Origin of the sequence: Chryseobacterium sp. CFS2 (assembly GCF_036543225.1) — a bacterium.
In the GTDB taxonomy this organism is placed as follows: Bacteria; Bacteroidota; Bacteroidia; order Flavobacteriales; family Weeksellaceae; genus Chryseobacterium; species Chryseobacterium culicis_A.
This window is the reverse complement of sequence record NZ_JAZHQU010000005.1, coordinates 17,078-34,547: the sequence shown is the minus strand read 5'-3', so window position 1 is coordinate 34,547 and position 17,470 is coordinate 17,078. Positions and strand designations below refer to the sequence as shown.

Annotated in this window: 14 protein-coding genes; 9 read left to right on the top strand and 5 right to left on the bottom strand. The window is 36.6% G+C overall.

Translation table 11 applies throughout. From position 1 onward, the window contains the following. Positions 1 to 12: 12 nt before the first annotated feature. From ODR02_RS12810 to ODR02_RS12800, 3 genes are all read left to right on the top strand, one after another. Positions 13 to 591, top strand: a complete 579-nt coding sequence (locus tag ODR02_RS12810; RefSeq protein WP_209786005.1) for a hypothetical protein — start codon at positions 13 to 15, stop codon at positions 589 to 591. Between the two features lie 250 nt (positions 592 to 841). After that, positions 842 to 1,363, top strand: coding sequence for an NAD(P)H-dependent oxidoreductase (locus tag ODR02_RS12805; RefSeq protein WP_105684376.1), 522 nt, complete (start codon positions 842 to 844; stop codon positions 1,361 to 1,363). A gap of 3 nt (positions 1,364 to 1,366) precedes the next feature. Continuing rightward, positions 1,367 to 3,256, top strand: a complete 1,890-nt coding sequence (locus ODR02_RS12800; protein ID WP_309513150.1) for a monovalent cation:proton antiporter-2 (CPA2) family protein — start codon at positions 1,367 to 1,369, stop codon at positions 3,254 to 3,256. Between the two features lies 1 nt (position 3,257). Here ODR02_RS12800 and ODR02_RS12795 read toward each other — a convergent pair whose 3' ends face one another. Then, positions 3,258 to 4,085: a GIN domain-containing protein gene (locus ODR02_RS12795; protein WP_309513151.1), complete on the bottom strand. Its 828-nt coding sequence runs from the start codon at positions 4,083 to 4,085 to the stop codon at positions 3,258 to 3,260. Between the two features lie 254 nt (positions 4,086 to 4,339). On the opposite strand from ODR02_RS12795, the gene ODR02_RS12790 reads away from it, so the two are divergent. Both ODR02_RS12790 and ODR02_RS12785 read left to right on the top strand, forming a co-directional pair. Beyond that, complete coding sequence (locus ODR02_RS12790; protein WP_309513152.1) at positions 4,340 to 6,481, top strand: M3 family metallopeptidase; 2,142 nt, start codon at positions 4,340 to 4,342, stop codon at positions 6,479 to 6,481. A gap of 148 nt (positions 6,482 to 6,629) precedes the next feature. Then, positions 6,630 to 7,007 carry a YchJ family protein gene (locus ODR02_RS12785; protein ID WP_105684380.1) on the top strand — a complete coding sequence of 126 codons (378 nt, stop codon included), beginning with the start codon at positions 6,630 to 6,632 and terminating at the stop codon, positions 7,005 to 7,007. A 200-nt stretch (positions 7,008 to 7,207) separates the two neighbouring features. Here the strand turns inward: ODR02_RS12785 and ODR02_RS12780 are convergent, their stop codons facing one another. Further along, a complete protein-coding gene (locus ODR02_RS12780) occupies positions 7,208 to 7,708 on the bottom strand; it encodes an FKBP-type peptidyl-prolyl cis-trans isomerase (protein WP_309513153.1) in 501 nt (166 codons plus the stop codon). Positions 7,709 to 7,854: 146 nt separating this feature from the next. Further along, positions 7,855 to 8,103 carry a VF530 family protein gene (locus ODR02_RS12775; RefSeq protein ID WP_309513154.1) on the bottom strand — a complete coding sequence of 83 codons (249 nt, stop codon included), beginning with the start codon at positions 8,101 to 8,103 and terminating at the stop codon, positions 7,855 to 7,857. 123 nt (positions 8,104 to 8,226) lie between these two features. On the opposite strand from ODR02_RS12775, the gene ODR02_RS12770 reads away from it, so the two are divergent. The 3 genes from ODR02_RS12770 (at position 8,227) to ODR02_RS12760 (ending at position 12,834) form a co-directional block, all read left to right on the top strand. Then, a complete protein-coding gene (locus ODR02_RS12770; RefSeq protein WP_309513155.1) occupies positions 8,227 to 8,379 on the top strand; it encodes a hypothetical protein in 153 nt (50 codons plus the stop codon). 210 nt (positions 8,380 to 8,589) lie between these two features. Beyond that, positions 8,590 to 9,795 (top strand): metallophosphoesterase family protein, encoded by a 1,206-nt coding sequence (locus tag ODR02_RS12765; protein WP_309513156.1) that lies wholly within the window; start codon positions 8,590 to 8,592, stop codon positions 9,793 to 9,795. A gap of 3 nt (positions 9,796 to 9,798) precedes the next feature. Continuing rightward, positions 9,799 to 12,834, top strand: coding sequence for an SMC family ATPase (locus ODR02_RS12760; RefSeq protein ID WP_309513157.1), 3,036 nt, complete (start codon positions 9,799 to 9,801; stop codon positions 12,832 to 12,834). Between the two features lie 73 nt (positions 12,835 to 12,907). Here the strand turns inward: ODR02_RS12760 and ODR02_RS12755 are convergent, their stop codons facing one another. After that, positions 12,908 to 13,933, bottom strand: coding sequence for an LLM class flavin-dependent oxidoreductase (locus tag ODR02_RS12755; RefSeq protein ID WP_309513158.1), 1,026 nt, complete (start codon positions 13,931 to 13,933; stop codon positions 12,908 to 12,910). 284 nt (positions 13,934 to 14,217) lie between these two features. Continuing rightward, on the bottom strand, positions 14,218 to 16,356 hold the full coding sequence (locus ODR02_RS12750) for a S9 family peptidase (protein ID WP_309513159.1): 2,139 nt from the start codon (positions 16,354 to 16,356) through the stop codon (positions 14,218 to 14,220). A gap of 530 nt (positions 16,357 to 16,886) precedes the next feature. On the opposite strand from ODR02_RS12750, the gene ODR02_RS12745 reads away from it, so the two are divergent. Then, a complete protein-coding gene (locus tag ODR02_RS12745; RefSeq protein ID WP_034693303.1) occupies positions 16,887 to 17,399 on the top strand; it encodes a YceI family protein in 513 nt (170 codons plus the stop codon). Positions 17,400 to 17,470: the final 71 nt, after the last annotated feature.

Sequence of the window (17,470 nt, the reverse complement as noted above, 5' to 3'; positions counted from 1 at the left end):
TCAACTCAACCCATGAAATTCTTATTTAATCTTTTCTTTTTACTTTTCTCAATCAGTACATTTTCTCAGAAAATAAATTCAGAAAACTATTATAATTTTTATAACAACAATAAAGAAAATTTAAAAAGCAAAAGATTATATACGGTATGGCTGAATAAAACAGAAGCCAGCATGATCTTAAAAGAAGAAATGAAAAATGCAGGTTTTGAATGGCTGAGTGATTTTAGAATTGTCAAAATTAATGATGAAGAATTCGTTATAGCTCTTTGTTATTCGGAAAAGTCTAAGTTTGGCTTTGTGTATGAATCATCCCATTTTGCAATTCCTAAGAAGGAAAACAGAACCATAAAAAGTTTATATAAACAAGATACCGGAAATGATTATTCAGAAAAAATAGTAAGTATCAATGGAGATTCTAAATTTGTTAAAATAAAAGATCTTCCTTCCAATTTACAAATCATAAAAGAAGATATCTACTGGTATCAACGTACTGAGAATCCTGAAGATGATAAATATTTAGTCACCAAACAGGATATGATTACTATTCTTCGTGAAGACATACGCAAAACCTTAAGCAGCTTCAAAAAATAAACAATATCTTTTTACAAAGCTCATACCCGAATTAAAGAATGAATAAAGAGATTTTTAACCTATTATTCTATTCATTCCTGGCTTCACTCCCACCAACTAATACTTGTTTTTTATCTAAATGACAAAAATACTCCCTTTATTTATTTAATCTTAACATTAAATTCAATTTTCCATATTAAAAAATTAATAAAAGCGTTAAAAAATCACCTTTTATTCAATATTTTTTATTATATTTACTGAAAACAGGATTATGAAGAAGACGCTGGTAGTATTTGCACACCCTTATCTGGAGCACTCCAATTCGAATGTAGAGCTCATCAATTTCTACGTTCGCCACCAGCATTATACCCTAAGAGATCTTTACGAAGAATATCCTGATTTTCATATCGCTGCTTTCCGGGAAAGAAAACGTCTTAAGAACTATGAACGTTTTGTTTTTCAGTTTCCCCTGATATGGTTTGGAATGCCTCCACTTCTCAGATTATGGATTGATGAAGTTTTCGACAGAGACTGGCTTAAAGAAGGTGAACATAATCCTCTGGAAGGAAAAGAAGTGTATATTCTGGTCACCACGGGCGGAAAAGAAAGATCTTTCAGCAAAACCGGAACCTATCAATACACCATAGATGAACTCATCAGCGGACTGATTGTTTCATTAAAGGTTTTCAAAGCTGATATCAGGCACATCAAAATCGTATACGAAGCTAACAAGCTTTCTAAAAAAGAAATTATTTTACATAAAAAGGAATTTACAGAACTACTCAATCAATAGCATATGGAATCCAGCTTAGCGATGAACACATTAATCTTCCTGGGTGTAGCCATTATTATGGTTCCATTGGCCAGGAAATTAGGGTTGAGCTCTGTAATCGGTTATATTTTAGGAGGAATCATTATAGGTCCTTATGCCCTTAAACTTACAGGAAATAATGTAAATGACATTATGCATGCCAGCGAGTTTGGAGTCATCATGCTTTTATTTTTGGTGGGCTTAGAGCTGGAACCCCGTAAATTCTGGGAAATGCGAAAAAAAATAATGGGTCTGGGACTTTCCCAAATGGTACTCACCATTCTTTTGCTTTTCTTAGTATTTACAAGTGTAGGCTGGAGAGTAGACAAAGCTATAGCTATTGCGATGTGTTTTGCTTTATCGTCTACCGCAATTGTCCTCCAGACTTTGCAGGAAAAGAATAATCTTAAGACTACAGCAGGAGAAGCTTCATTCTCTACCTTGTTGTTTCAGGATATTTCAGTAATTCCTATTTTGGCAATACTCCCTATTCTGGCCAATTATAAAGCCAAGCATCACGATAATGAAATTCAGATTCTGATCCAAAAACTACCGGAATGGCTTCAGGCCGGAACCGTAATTTTCGGAGTGGCTTTGCTTATTTTACTGGGCAGATATGTCTTTGTTCCATTCCTGCGCTATGTGTCAAAATCTGGAATGTCAGAATTATTGACGGCTTCTTCCCTATTCCTCGTTATTGGAGTTTCTGAACTGATGGTTGTTATCGGGCTTTCTCCGGCACTCGGTGCTTTCCTCGCAGGAGTAATGCTTGCCAACAGTGAATTCCGTCATGAACTGGAAGCCCAGATTGATCCTTTCAAAGGACTGCTGTTGGCTGTTTTCTTTGTCAGTGTAGGATCAACGATCAATTTTAATATTATTCAGCAAGATCCGTTATTTATCTTCAGTACTGTTTTTGCTGTACTGGCCGTAAAATTTGTTGTTTTATATACGATTGGAAAGTTTTTCAGGATAGATACTCCTCAGAGTCTTTTTTATGCTTTTGCGCTTTCTCAGGTAGGAGAATTTGCATTTGTACTGCTCAATTATGCGTCGGATCTCTATCTTTTAGGTCCTGAAATGAATGCACAAATGATGGCTGTTACGGCAATCACCATGTGTATTACTCCCATTCTTCTTATTATCAATGATAAGTTGATTACCCCGAAATTCATTAAAGAAATTCCAGAGGAAGAACATGATTATAATATTCTCGACAGTGATGTTACCCAAAAGAAAATTATTATTGTAGGTTTTGGGCATTTTGGAAGTACGGTGGGACGTCTTTTAAAAGCCAATAAAATACCCGCTACCGTTTTGGACCGTGATTCTGATCGTGTGAAATTGCTCAGAAGCTATGGTTTTAAAGTCTATTATGGTGATGCTACCCGAATACCTATTTTAAGAGCCGCAGGAATTGAAGATGCTGAAATTCTGGTTTTATGTCTGGATGATTCAGATGATAACAAATTCATTGCAGAACTTGTGCGTGAACATTATCCCAATGTGAAAATTTTTGTAAGAGCGAAAAACAGGATTGATGCTTATGATTATCTAAACAGCGGTGTTAATCATATCTACCGTGAAACATTAGGAACAGCCGTTGATATGGCTGTGGATGTACTTCATGAAACAGGAATGAGGAAATATGCCGCAAGACGTCTTGGACAAAGATTTATGGCTATTGATAAAGCTTCAGTCAGAAAACTGGCAAAAATGAAGGAAAATAATGATGACATTACACTATTTACCACAAAAGAAATCCTCCAACGGGAGGAGGAATTATTAGCTTATGACAATCTTAATTTTGATAATAAAAACTGGGAAGGTTCCTCATCCGCTGATGAAGAAGATGAGGAGGAATCTCAGGGTTAATTTATTGGATGTTTACGCTTCCACCACTGCTTTCATCTTTAATGACACTCTTAAGCTCTCCTTTTTTCGAAATGTCCACACTTCCACCGGATGAAGCGCCTGCATTCACACTGGAAACAGCACTGATCTGAATACTTGCTCCACTGGAAGCATCAGCGTCTACATTATCAGCAACAACTCCTTTAGCAGAAACACTGCTTCCTGAAGAAGCACTTACCTCTACTTTTTTCGCTTTTCCGGAAAGATCAAGTGTGGATCCAGATGAAGATTCAATATCAAGGTTGACAGCCCAGATTTTACCATCGAAACTGCTGCTGCTGCTTACATTGATATCCATATCATTAGCCTCCAGATCTCCGGAAATACTTCCTGCACTAGATGCTTCGATCTCTGTTTTTTCCTGGGTAAATTTATCTTTTACAATAATTCTTGCAGCTGAGTCAGCAAGAAGTTTCTTAAAATCTTTTGTATAAATTTTTGCCGTCACTTTACTGATATTCATCACTCTGATCCCCGGCTTATAATGAATATGCAGTTTTCCGCCATCATTATCTACAAGAATTTCATTGATGATACTCTGAGGTGCTGAGATTTCTACTTTTTCTGTTTCAGATTTTATAATTTCAGCTTCTATGGCTTGTGAAACCTGGATTTCATCAAAATCTCCGTTAAATTCTTTATGCTGTATCGGGCCACTTTCTTTCGTTACTACTTTCTCTACCCAGTTACTTCTGTCTCCTTCTCCGTCTCTGTTTCTGTTCTCATGCTTATCGTTACATGAGGCCAATGCCACTAAGGCTGAAAAAATAAATAAAGTCCTTGTTTTCATGCTTATTTCTTTTGTTGATTATTTTTTTGATTCCTTTATTAAATAACAACTAATTTATAAAAAATATTACATTACATTTAAAAATACTGCAATTGTCTGCAACACAGATTTTTCAGAAGCCCTTTTCTTTACTTACCCTACCTAACTCATTCATTTAAAAACACTCCCGGAACAGTTTCAATAAATACATACACCAAAATAGATTCTATGATACAAGTTTTTAATATCTTTATCATTTAATAACAACTATATTTATGAAGAATATTTCATCGGTATTATTAATTTCTGCCTTGGCGTTCAATCAATCTTGTACTACAATGAAACAGACCGATATTCAACAGGAGCTTCCTGCCCCTGATCCCTCTTTATCTTCAAATCCTTTTATGAAGAAAAGCAAGCTTCAGTATGAAGCTCCGGAGTTTGACAAAATCAAAAATGAACACTTCAAACCTGCTTTTAACTATGGTTTAAAGCAGCATGAAGCTGAAATTGTAAAGATTGCCAACAATCCTGCTGCTCCTACTTTTGAAAATACCATCGTTACATTGGAAAAAAGTGGCGAAGTATTAAGAAGAGCACAAATTGTATTCTCCAATCTTACAAGTGCCAATACAAATCCTACCTTACAGGCTTTGGATGAAGAATATGCACCTATTTTTGCTGCACATTCTGATAAATTGTACCTGAATGAAAATCTTTATAAAAGAATACAATCCATCAAAGAAGACGGTCTTGATTCTGAAAGCAAAAGACTTTTACAATATTATAAGCAGAATTTTGAAATCGCAGGAGCGAACCTTTCTGCAGCTGATAAAGAAAAACTAAAACAAATCAACCAGGAGCTGGCTTCCCTTTCTACTCAATATTCCAATAAATTACTGGAGGCAAGAAAGCAAGGTGGAGTTTTCTTCTCTGATGCTAAAGAGCTTGACGGCCTTTCTGCTGATGAAATTGCTGCGGCAGCATCTGATGCTAAAACAGCAGGACAACCTGGAAAATATCTTCTGGCGTTACAAAATACAACACAGCAACCTCTTTTACAAAACTTGAAAAACAGAGCTACCAGAGAAAAGCTGTTCAAAGCATCATGGACAAGAGCTGAAAAAGGAGATGCTAATGATACAAGATCTACGATTGAGCAACTGGCTAAGCTGAGATTGAAAAAAGCTCAGATTTTAGGTAAGAAAAACTTTGCTGAGTGGAAACTTCAGGATCAGATGGCCAAAACACCTGAAGCAGCTACCCAACTGATGAATCAGATTGCAACTCCTGCAGTGGAAACAGCAAGACGTGAAGCAAAAGATATTCAGGATCTTATTGATCAGCAGAAAGGAGGTTTCAAAGTAGAACCTTGGGACTGGAATTTCTACGCTGAACAGGTAAGAAAAGCTAAATTTGATCTTGATGAAAGCCAAATAAAACCCTATTTTGAAATCACAACGGTTCTGGAAAAAGGAGTTTTCTTTGCCGCTGAAAAATTCTATGGACTGACTTTTAAAAAGAGAACAGATCTTCCGGTGTACCACCCTGATGTAGTAACATACGAGGTTTTCGATCATGATGGAAAATCTATCGCCATTTACTACCTGGACTTCTATACAAGAGATTCTAAAAACGGTGGAGCATGGATGAGCAATTTTGTTGAGCAGTCTTATTTATTAGGAACAAAACCTGTAATCGTTAACTGCTACAATTACCAGAAACCAGCTCCAGGAAAACCTTCATTAATCAGCTATGACGATGTTTCAACTATTTTCCATGAATTTGGACACTCCATTCACGGAATGTTTGCCAGCCAGAAATATCCTTCTCTTTCAGGAACAAATGTACCAAGAGACTTCGTAGAATTCCCGTCTCAGATCAATGAGCACTGGGCTTTGGATCCTGCTGTTCTGAAGAATTATGCTGTTCATTATGAAACAAAACAGCCTATTCCGCAGGCTTTGGTAGAAAAAATTAAAAAAGCATCTACTTTCAACCAAGGATATATGACTACTGAATTGGTTTCTGCTGCCGAGCTTGATATGGATTGGCATACCGTAAGCAATGACAGTCAGTTCATTCCTGTTTTAGATTTTGAAAAACAATCTTTAGCCAGCCATGGATTCAACTTAGCAACAGTTCCTCCGAGATACCATACTCCTTATTTTGCACACATCTGGGGAGGTGGATATTCAGCAGGATACTATGCTTATTTATGGTCTGAAACATTGGATAACGATGCATGGGAATGGATCAGCAAAAACGGAGGCCTGACCAGAGAAAATGGTGACCGTTTCAGAAAATACATTCTGTCTGTAGGAAATTCTGTAGATCTGAATCAGGCATTCAGAGACTTTACAGGACACGATCCGGATATCAAACCTTTATTAAGAAACAGAGGTTTTATTAAATAAATTAACGGGAAGCATTCTTTAATTAGAGTGCTTCTTTTTATGTTTCGGCTAAAGCCAATGGATTTTTATTTGTTTATTTTTTAACGGGCTAAAGCCCGTTTCTATTGATATTGATTATTTTTGCCGTTCAACATTTAAAATACAATATATGGACTGTCCCTGCTGTTCAGGAAAATCCTACGAAGAATGCTGCAAGCCTTATCATACCGGAGAAAAACATGCTCCAACGGCTGAAGCTCTGATGCGTTCAAGGTTCTCCGCATTTGCTATTCCCAATGGTGAATATCTGATGGAAACTACTCTTCCCGGAAAAAGAAAATACCACAATAAGAAAGACCTTCAGGAATGGGGAGAAATCAACCAGTGGACAAAGCTGGAAATCATCCGCACTCCCACTTTAAATCATGTAGAGTTTAAAGCCTATTATACAGATCAGGATGGCCATCCTCAACTTCATCATGAGTTTTCTCTTTTTCAGAAAATGCATGAACGATGGTATTATGTTTCAGGAGAATTTTTGGATTAGTAAATATAGAGTGATGCTTTGTGTGTAGAACCACCCCGTCAAAAATTTAAAGAATTTTTGACACCCCTCCGAAAGAGGGGAATGCCAAGCATTCATTAACTATTGTACCTTATAAATAAAAATAAGCCAAAGAATTATCTTTGGCTTATTTCGTATTTGGTATTTAAAAAATGTCCGAAAGTCGGTCATTTTTTTATTTTTTAGTGAGCTTCGTTTCCGTCAATTCCGTGAGCGTGACCATGTGCCAATTCTTCTTCAGTTGCCGGACGTGTGTTCAAAATTTCTACTTCAAAGTCTAACACTTTACCTGCCATTGGATGGTTAAGATCTGCAACTACAACTTCTGGTGTTATTTCTACCACAAATGCCTGGAAATTATTCCCTTGGTTATCAGATAAAGGTAAAATAGCTCCAATAGGTGGAGTTCCCGATTCTTTGAACATCTCAATTGGCAATTGAGCGATAGCATCAGGCTGTCTTTCACCATAAGCTTCTTCAGGCTGAATAACAAAAGCAGCTTTATCACCAGCTTTTAAACCTAAGATATTTTGTTCAAACTTTGGAATCATCATTCCTACACCATACAAAAATGTAAGTGGATTTTCTGCTGTTGTTTCTTCTACAAGAACTTTAGTTCCGTCCGCTTCGATAGTGTGAAGGATGTAACGTACAGCTACAACGTGATTGTTTTCAATTGTCATATTTTTTCTTTTTTTCGTGATTTCGTTTCACGATTAATAATACAAATATACTATTTTTGAAATGATTCAATGAGCTTGGAAGCCAGGAGATAGAAGAAGGAAGCTATGAAAGGCATAAAGAAAAACAGATCTTATTTTTACCACCTTTATTTTCTTCTACCTTCCTCTCTTTTTTTCTGTCTCAGGACAAAAAGATACAAACTTTCAACTTTTGTTCTTGCCCAAGGTGTTTTTCTTAAAAACTTCAAGGAAGAGTTTATACTTGGGTTATCTGTAAAACATTTTATATTGATCTGTTCGCCAAGCTTTTCAAAACCTTCATAGTATTCTACGAGTTCTTCAAGGATAGCATCCAGCCTTTTTCCATGTAAAGGATCTTTGGACTGTTGTTCCATCTTTTTTTTGCAAAATTAAATTATTATAAGTTTATACGGAAATCCACAACGCTTCTTCCCTTTTTGTTTCTTATTTTTGAAGAAGTTATTCTCATCCATAAAAATTATTCGTTACAAAAAAATATGAGCAAAAACAACGAAGCGAACAGGCAAAAAAATAAAAAGAAGATTGATCAGAAAAAACGCAAAATACAAAATGCAGAAGCAGAAAGGAAAGCCAAGTTAAAGAAAATCCGAGAAGATTTCAAAGCAAGGGAGACTGATAATACACTGTAAAATCAGTCTTTGCTAAACCCTACTCAGTTTTTGAAACAGCTAGATTTAAGGTACTAAAATAATAGCTGGCAACAGGCAAAATCGTCTGAAATTTTTATCTGAATTAAGGGAAACCTTATTTTTTAAAATTAAGTATTTTCTATATTTACATTTTAATATTTGCAGGATAATTCTCTGCATATACTCTTTTTTAATTCTCAAACTTAAATTATGAAAATCCTCCACACTGCCGACTGGCATTTGGGTAAACGCCTCGACCGTTTTTCAAGACTAGAAGAACAGGTTTTGGTTATGAATGAAATTGTTCAGATTGCCGACGAGCAAAACGTTGATTTAGTTTTAATTGCCGGAGATTTATTCGATAATTTCAATCCAGGTGTAGAGGCCGTTGAACTTTTTTATAAAACTTTAAAACGGTTATCACTAAACGGTAAACGTCCGGTAATTGCTATTTCCGGTAATCATGATTCTCCCAGTTTAATCAATGCTCCTGATCCTCTGGCCAGGGAATGCGGAATCATTTTAATAGGCCATCCTAAAGCAGAGATCAGCCCTTTTGGTACAGAATATTTCAACATTACCCATTCAAAAGAAGGTTTTATCGAACTGAAAACAGAAGGAATAGATTTCCCGGTAAGAATTCTTCACACTCCTTATGCCAATGAAATCCGGTTAAAGGAATATTTTGGCGAAAATAAAGAGGAAGAAATCAACAAGGTTCTTTCACAAACATGGAAAAATCTTGCCGATCAGTTTTGTGATGATTCCGGAGTTAATCTTCTCACTGCTCATTTATATATGAATAAAAGAGGCTCGGAAATTCTGGAAGAGCCTGAAGGAGAAAAACCTATTAAAATCGGAAATGCCGATCTGATTTTTTCGGATAGCATTCCTGAACAGATTCAGTATACAGCCTTGGGCCACCTGCATGGGTTTCAGAATATCGGCACGAAGGAAAAACCTGTTATTTATTCCTCTTCTCCTCTGTGCTACAGTTTCAGTGAAGCGGGACAGACAAAGTATGTTTCCATTATTGATGCAGAGCCGGGAAAGCCTGTTTCTTACGAGAAGAAAACACTGACAACAGGAAGAGCTTTAGTCAGAAAAACATTTACCTCCATTGAAGATACCGTCAACTGGTTGGGTGAAAACCCATATACATTTATAGAACTTACACTGGAAAGTGAGACTTTTTTAACGGCTGATGAAAGAAGATTAATCTATCAGTCGCACAACGGAATTGTTCATCTTATTCCCAAAGTAAAAAACCTGGAATTATCAAAAGATCAAAGCCATGAAATCAATTTAAGCCAGGATATTGATATATTATTTAAAGACTATTTTAAATCCAAAAACGGCGGGCAGGAAGCCAATGAAGAACTGATGAATTTGTTTAACGAAATTTTAAATGCATAAGCCATGATCCCTGTTCAACTAACAATCGAAGGACTTTACTCCTATCAGGAACGCCAGACTATTGATTTCAGAAATCTTACTGAAGCGGGATTATTTGGTATTTTCGGTGCTGTGGGTTCCGGAAAATCATCCGTTTTAGAAGCGATTTCGTTTGCTCTCTATGGAGAAACGGAACGTCTGAACATGCGTGATAAAAGGGCTTACAACATGATGAATCTGAAATCAAACAGTTCTTATATAGAATTTGATTTTGTGAATTATGAGAATAAACTTTTCCGTGCTACCCGTGATTTTAAAAGAAATTCAAAAAAATTCGAAGAAGTAAAACCTAATGCCGTTACTTTTTATGAGCATATTAATGGCAAATGGATTCCTTTAGATCATTCGAATGCCGAAATAATTATTGGTTTAAGCTATTCCAATTTTAAAAGAACCATCATTATTCCGCAGGGGCAGTTCAAAGAATTCCTTGAATTGGGTGCTGCAGAAAGAACGAATATGATGAAGGAGATTTTTAATCTTCAGAAATTTGATCTTCAGAACAATGTTTCTGCGCTCCATGTAAAAAACAGATCTGAACTGGATCAGCTGGAAGGACAACTAAAAGGCTTTGAAGAAATCAATGAGGAAAAAATCAAGATTCAGAAAGAGCAGCTGGCAGAGGAACAGAAACTCCTTTCGGAATCTAATGAAAAGCTGGAAAAAATTTCCCAAACTTATCAACAGCTAAAAAACTTAAAAAGTGACTTCGATAGTTTACAGCAGAATAAGGAAAAATTCACCAAACTTTCTGAAGAAAAGCCTCAAATAGATGCTCTGGAAGCACAAATGGAATTATATGACCGTGTTTTCAGGATTTTCAACCCGTTGATTATTGAGAAAAATAAGCTTTCAAAAGAAATTGCTGATAAACGAAACGATAAAGAACAACAGATCAAAAGCCGGCAGGAAACTGAAAAAGCTTTTACCATCATAAAAGAGCAGCTCACAACCCTTGAACCAAAGTTTAAGGCCTTGGAGCAGTCCAGAATCCAGGAAAACGACCTGAACCTCATCATTCAGATCCTGAAATTTTCTGAAGAGATCAAAGTTCTGAATGAAAGAACACAGAAAGGTTCCGAAAAGGTAAAAGAAGTTGATATCAACAAAGAAAAGATTCAAAAGACGATTGATCAGCTTTCTGCCCTGGTTAAAAACTTAAAAGAACAGAAACTTGATTCTGCTTTGCTTTCCGATGTGGGCAACTGGTTTATTCAACAAAAAAATTTAAAAAAATCCCTGCAGGAACAAACCGAAAAGGTTAATAAACATCAAAAACAAATCGGAGAAATTGCAGAAGAATTACAACCTTTTGCCTATCACGAAAATTATAAAGATGACTTCAAAAACAGGAAAGAAACTTTAGAAACAAAGGAAAAAGAGCTTTCTCAGAAACTGGATCACCTTAAAATACAAAAAGAACTTTCCCGTTTTGCCAGTGAACTTCATGACGGTGAAAACTGCCCTCTTTGCGGGTCTAAGGAACACCCGCATATTGTGGAATTTCATGATGTGAATGCTGAGCTAACCGACATCCAGGAGAAAATAACATCCGTTGAGCAGGATGTAACCGGTCTTCAAAAGCAGGAAGCAGAAATTGATAAGATTCTCGACCGCAAAAAAATCTTTGAAGAACAGCTTCTTTCGGAGCAGAAAATTGTTCTTCAGATTCAACAAAATATGGAAACCCATCTTCAGCATTTCATCTGGAAACCATTCTCTCCGGATCAGGAAGAGGATTTTGAAAAAAAACGTTCAGACTCCTTTAATCTTGAGAAAAAGATTGAAAAAACGGAACGTAATATAGCCATTGAAAGGGAAAATATTGACAAGGAAAACAAAACGCTGGAAAAGTATAAAAGTGCTCTGGAAGGTTTCCGCATGGAAGAAGTTTCAAAACAGGAACAGATTAATATCAGCCGCTCCGGTCTTAAGATCCTGGACTGGAATCTGTATGCTCAAAAGGAAATAACAGAGGTTGAAGAAGCTTATCAAAACCTGGTACAATCCAATAAAGAAACTGAAGAAAATTATCAGAAAGCATTACAGCAGGAAAAAATTCTTTCTCCAAAACTGGCGGAGCAAAGGGCAATTGTCAGCCAATCTGAAAAACAGATTACAGAGCTTGAAAAAGAAATTTCCGGAAATGAAGAAGCTATTGGTAAAGCTTTGACAGATCAAAATTTCACTGAATTCGGAGAAGTTGAGAATATCTTGCTTCAGGAAATCAATGTTCAACTGGTGAGAAGCAAAGTTCAGAACTTCAAAGTTGATTTTGAAGCTTTAAAGAAATTCATCATCGAACTGAAATTAAAACTGAAGGGACTTTCATTCGATAACGAACAGTTTTCTTTGGTTGAACAGCAGTTCCAGGAGGCGCAAAGTGAGCAGAAAAAAATCAGTGACTCCGTAGTTACCAAAACTGCAGAAATAGACCGACTGGAAAAAGAATTCGTAAAAAAAGAAGATCTTCTGAAAGAACTGGCAAAGCTTCAGAAACGTTCAGAGAATTTAAAAATAATGATGAACCTGTTTAAAGGAGCGGGTTTTGTACAATATGTTTCATCTATTTATCTGAGACAGCTTTGTGACCATGCGAATGTGCGTTTCCACAGAATGACCAGAAACCAGCTGAGTCTGCAGCTTAATGAAAATAACGATTTTGAAATCATTGATTACCTCAACGAAGGAAAAAGCAGAAGTGTAAAAACGCTTTCCGGAGGACAGGCATTCCAGGTATCTTTAAGTTTAGCATTAGCGCTGGCAGAAAGCGTTCAGGCGAATGCACAGGCAGATAAAAATTTCTTTTTTATTGATGAAGGTTTTGGAACTCAGGATACGGAATCTGTGAATATTGTATTTGAAACCCTTACCAATCTGATGAAAGAAAACAGGATTGTGGGGATTATTTCGCACGTTGAAGAACTGAAAGAAAAGATTCCTACAGCTCTGAATATTATCAAAGACGAAGAAAGAGGAAGTCTGATTGAAATTATTTAACTGAAATATTTAAACGACAAAAGCCACAAAAGATTTGTTCTTTTGTGGCTTTTACATCTGATAAACTTCCCTGTTACAGTCCTTTTATAACGGGTTTCACTTCTTTTCCAAATAACTCAATAGACTTCATCATCACATCATGAGCAGGATCTCCTACGTCCATGTGCCCGATAAATCTGGTAATTCCGAAAATCTCTTTCATATAAGCAATTTTATCTGCTACTTCAGCCGGACTTCCGATAAATAAAGCTCCGTCTCTGCTTCTTCCACCATCATACTGCGCTTTTGTGTAAGGAGCCCATCCTCTGGAAGCCCCAATCCTATCCATCTGGGATTTATAATTATGGAAATACCCATCCACTGCTTTCTGATCATCACTCACAAAAGTATGTGAATGAATGGCAATCTGCATCTTCGAGACATCATGTCCTGCTTTCTGGTATTCCTGCTTATAGAACTCGATCAGATTTCTAAACTGAATCGGCATTCCTCCAATGATGGCTACCACTAAAGGCATTCCCAATTGTGCTGCACTTAAAACAGACTGCGGAGTACCTCCTACCGCTCTCCAGATGGAAAGTTTTCCGTCATTTTTTGCTCTTGGATATACGGTTTGATTCTGCATCGGAGCACGAAGTTTCCCAGACCAGCTTACGTTTTCTTCAGAATTAATTTTCAGTAATAATTCTAATTTTTCATCAAATAGCTGTTCATAATCATTCAATGAATAACCATATAACGGAAATGATTCAATGAAACTTCCACGCCCCACGAATATCTCAGCTCTTCCGTCAGAAATCAGATCCAGTGTTGAAAAATCTTCATATACTTTTACCGGCTCGGAAGAACTTAAAACAGTCACTCCACTGGCCAGTTTTATATTTTTTGTAATACTTGCTGCCGCTGCCAATACTATTTCCGGAGAGGAAACAGCATAATCCGGACGGTGATGTTCTCCCATTGCAAATACATCAATTCCAACCTCATCCATCAATTTTACCTGATCCAGTATTTCACGGATCTTAATTCCTGCATCTCTATATTTTCCGGTTGACTGGTCAAATGTCAGATCACCGAACATTCCTATTCCTAATTCCATATTGTTGATTTTAGTGATACAAAATTACCACTCTGAAAAATCAAAAACATTGATGTTTGTTAAGATCGGAGGTACTGATGTTTCAAGTTGGAAAACGCAAAGGCGCAAGGATTTTATCTGCGATAAAATTTCATAACTCTAATACTATAAGAATTAATCCTTGCTGAAAATCTTTGATTTTCTTGCGCCTTACAGCAGCATAATCATAAAATTCTTTGCGCCTTTGCGCTTTCCAACAACTCTATTTATCAAAAAAATCCAGCCGTTCCGGCTGGATTTTTTTATTATTTTTTCAGATACAAATCAAAATAATCTGTGATTTTCTGCATCAGGTGAACCCTGTCTTTCCCGATCACATTATGCGGATGTCCCGGATATGTAAAGTAATCTAACTGAACTCCGTTATCAACCGCAGACTTGATGAATTTTATAGAATGCTGCCATACTACCACATCATCCTGCGCCCCGTGAATCATCAGTAATTTACCTTTCAGATTCTGAACTTTATCTAAAAGATTAGCTGCTGCATATCCCTGTGGATTTTCCTGTGGGGTATCCATATATCTTTCTCCGTACATGATCTCGTACATGCTCCAGTCGATTACCGGTCCTCCTGCTACTCCTACTTTGAATACATCCGGCTTACGAAGCATAAAGCTTGTTGTCATAAATCCTCCGAAGCTCCATCCATGGATTCCCATTTTATCTCCATCTACGTAAGGAAGAGATTTTAAGTACTCAACCCCTTTCATCTGGTCGTTCATTTCTGTAGTTCCAAGGTTTCTGAATACAGCCTGCTCGAATTTCATTCCACGGTTAGAAGAACCTCTTCCATCCATTGTGAAGATGATATATCCGTTCTGAGCCATATATTCGTACCAAAGGTTTCCTGAAGCCGGGAAGCTGTTTGTGATCAGCTGTAAGTGTGGTCCGTTATACAGATAAACAATGGCAGGATATTTTTTATTCGGATCAAAATTTGTTGGAAGAATAATTTTCCCATACAAAGGAGTTCCGTCATCTGCCTTTAGCTCCACGTTTTTAATTTCCGGTCTCTGATAATTCTTTAATGGATTTTCAGAAGTAAGAATATTTGTAGATTTTAAATTAGCTGTATTAATAATATTGGCAACTCTGGGTGAATTGGCATTGCTGTAAGCATCGTAAAGGTAGTTTCCATCACTGCTTAAAGTTCCGGCATGCATTCCTTCTGCACTGTCCAGTCTCTGCATTTTGAAATTGGTCCAGTTGATTCTGTATAAATGTCTTTCTAAAGGAGTTTCTTTTGTTGAAGTGAAATAGATTTCCTTTTTCTTTTCATTAAATCCTAAAATATCTGTTACCAGCCAGTCTCCTTTTGTGATCTGTGATACCAAACCTTTTTCCAGACTGTAATGAAACAGGTGATTGTATCCTGTTCTCTGACTCTGCCAGATAAAGTCTGTATTAGAGTTCGGAAAGAAAGTAAGCGGATGTTGTGGTTCAACATATTTACTATCAGTTTCCTCGAATAAAGTTTTCACCAATTCTCCGGTTGCAGCGTCATACTGATTCATTTTCATATGATTCTGACCTCTGTTCAGAACGCCTACAAAAATGTATTTTGAATCCGGACTCCATGTAACAGCAGTCAGATACTGATCTTTTTCCCCTTCAACTTTCAGGAAAGTTGTGGATTGGGTTTTAATATTGAAAACACCTAAAGTCACCTGGTGAGAAGTCTTACCAGCCATTGGGTATTTAATATTATGGTTAACGGCTGGAGTTACAGACCAATCGATGATCGGATAATCTGCTACCATGCTCTGATCCATTTTATAGAATGCTACGCTCTCAGAATTGGGAGCAGGGAAAATTCCGGTATCAATTCCGAATTCATTTCTGTGAACAGCCTGTCCACTGATGATATTTTCATTGGTTTCATTGGTTACAGCAATCGTTTTTCCATTTCTGTTTACAAATAAATTATTCTTTGCTGTGAAGGCAAAAGTCTGACCATCACCAAACATCTTTACGTTGGCTGCATCCTGATCAATTACAGCTGTACTTTTTACTTTCCAATCGTTTCCAGATTTTTCAATCCATGACATTTTGCCACCTGTCGTAAAATAACCATTGGTATTTCCTGTAAATTTGATTGCCGGAACAGCCTTCAGCTTATCATTGGAAAGATTTCTGTTCAGTTGGCTCAGCGAGATCAGAGTATCCTGTTTGTTGGTTTTCAAATCCGTAATCAGATAACCGCCTTTTACGGCCTGGATGTAAGATTTTCCGTCCGCAGCCCATGAAAATTGAGAAATATTTTTCACAGCAAGGTTGGTTCTCATCCCATTTACAGCCTCAGCCATGGTAAACTTCTGGGTCTGGGCAAATGCTGAACTGCATAAAACCAGCATTAATAAAGAAAACTTATGTAATTTCATTGTATAAAATTGAATCCTCCAAAAATAAGAAATAAAAACCAACCGTTAAGAAATGTTAAATTAAAACATTCATAAAATGGAATTTATGCACTCATAAGAAATTATTTCTTAACTTAATAGTGGATTTTTATAGGTAGTAGAATAGGTCAATGGTGAATGGTCAATCCGCTCCGCTTGTCAATTTGATGTTGGAGTAGATTCACCATTCACTTGCGAAGCAAAATTGACGATTAATGTTAAATAAGTCAATCGTGAACTGTCAATCCGCTCCGCTTGTCAATTTGATGTTGGAATAGATTCACCATTCATTTGCGAAGCAAAATTGACGATTGATTATTAAATGAGTCAATCGTGAACTGTCAATCCGCTTTGCTTGTCAATTTGATGTTGGAATAGATTCACCATTCACTTGCGAAGCAAAATTGACGATTGACAAAAAAAATCTCATTTCTTATCCTATATCAATGACTTGTATAGGTACTCTGTCCTAAATTTGCATCATTAATAACAAACAAAAAATACAAAATACAATGGCAACAAAATGGATTTTAGACCCTACGCATAGTGAAATTACTTTCAAAGTAAAACACATGATGATCTCTAACGTAAAAGGAAGCTTCAGAACTTTCACTGCAGAAATCGAGTCTGAAGATGAATTCTTTGCAAATGCAAAAACTACAGCTACTATCCAAACAGATTCTGTATTCACAAACAATACAGACAGAGACAATCACTTAAAGTCTGCGGAGTTCTTCAATGCTGAAGTACATCCTACAATCACTTTTGAATCTCAGGCATTAAACAATTCTATCGTTGGAAATCTTACCATCAATGGAATTACAAAACCTGTAACTCTTGATGTAGACTTCGGAGGAATTAATGTAGATCCATGGGGAAATACAAAAGCAGGTTTCTCTTTTGAAGGGAAAATCAGCAGAAAAGATTTTGGATTAAACTGGAATGCAGCTCTTGAGGCAGGAGGTGTAATGGTAAGTGATGATGTAAAAGTAGCTGGTGAATTACAGTTTGTAAAGCAAGCATAGTAAATAACATATATTTAAAAGGGTTCAGGGATTTGTCTAAAAGCCTTGAACCTTTTTTATTTTTTATAATC

Bases quoted from the DNA above. Each gene is read 5' to 3' on its own strand.
- ODR02_RS12810 (WP_209786005.1), top strand. From the start codon at position 13: ATGAAATTCTTATTTAATCTTTTCTTTTTACTTTTCTCAATCAGTACA.
- ODR02_RS12805 (WP_105684376.1), top strand. From the start codon at position 842: ATGAAGAAGACGCTGGTAGTATTTGCACACCCTTATCTGGAGCACTCC.
- ODR02_RS12800 (WP_309513150.1), top strand. From the start codon at position 1,367: ATGGAATCCAGCTTAGCGATGAACACATTAATCTTCCTGGGTGTAGCC.
- ODR02_RS12795 (WP_309513151.1), bottom strand. From the start codon at position 4,085: ATGAAAACAAGGACTTTATTTATTTTTTCAGCCTTAGTGGCATTGGCC.
- ODR02_RS12790 (WP_309513152.1), top strand. From the start codon at position 4,340: ATGAAGAATATTTCATCGGTATTATTAATTTCTGCCTTGGCGTTCAAT.
- ODR02_RS12785 (WP_105684380.1), top strand. From the start codon at position 6,630: ATGGACTGTCCCTGCTGTTCAGGAAAATCCTACGAAGAATGCTGCAAG.
- ODR02_RS12780 (WP_309513153.1), bottom strand. From the start codon at position 7,708: ATGACAATTGAAAACAATCACGTTGTAGCTGTACGTTACATCCTTCAC.
- ODR02_RS12775 (WP_309513154.1), bottom strand. From the start codon at position 8,103: ATGGAACAACAGTCCAAAGATCCTTTACATGGAAAAAGGCTGGATGCT.
- ODR02_RS12770 (WP_309513155.1), top strand. From the start codon at position 8,227: ATGAGCAAAAACAACGAAGCGAACAGGCAAAAAAATAAAAAGAAGATT.
- ODR02_RS12765 (WP_309513156.1), top strand. From the start codon at position 8,590: ATGAAAATCCTCCACACTGCCGACTGGCATTTGGGTAAACGCCTCGAC.
- ODR02_RS12760 (WP_309513157.1), top strand. From the start codon at position 9,799: ATGATCCCTGTTCAACTAACAATCGAAGGACTTTACTCCTATCAGGAA.
- ODR02_RS12755 (WP_309513158.1), bottom strand. From the start codon at position 13,933: ATGGAATTAGGAATAGGAATGTTCGGTGATCTGACATTTGACCAGTCA.
- ODR02_RS12750 (WP_309513159.1), bottom strand. From the start codon at position 16,356: ATGAAATTACATAAGTTTTCTTTATTAATGCTGGTTTTATGCAGTTCA.
- ODR02_RS12745 (WP_034693303.1), top strand. From the start codon at position 16,887: ATGGCAACAAAATGGATTTTAGACCCTACGCATAGTGAAATTACTTTC.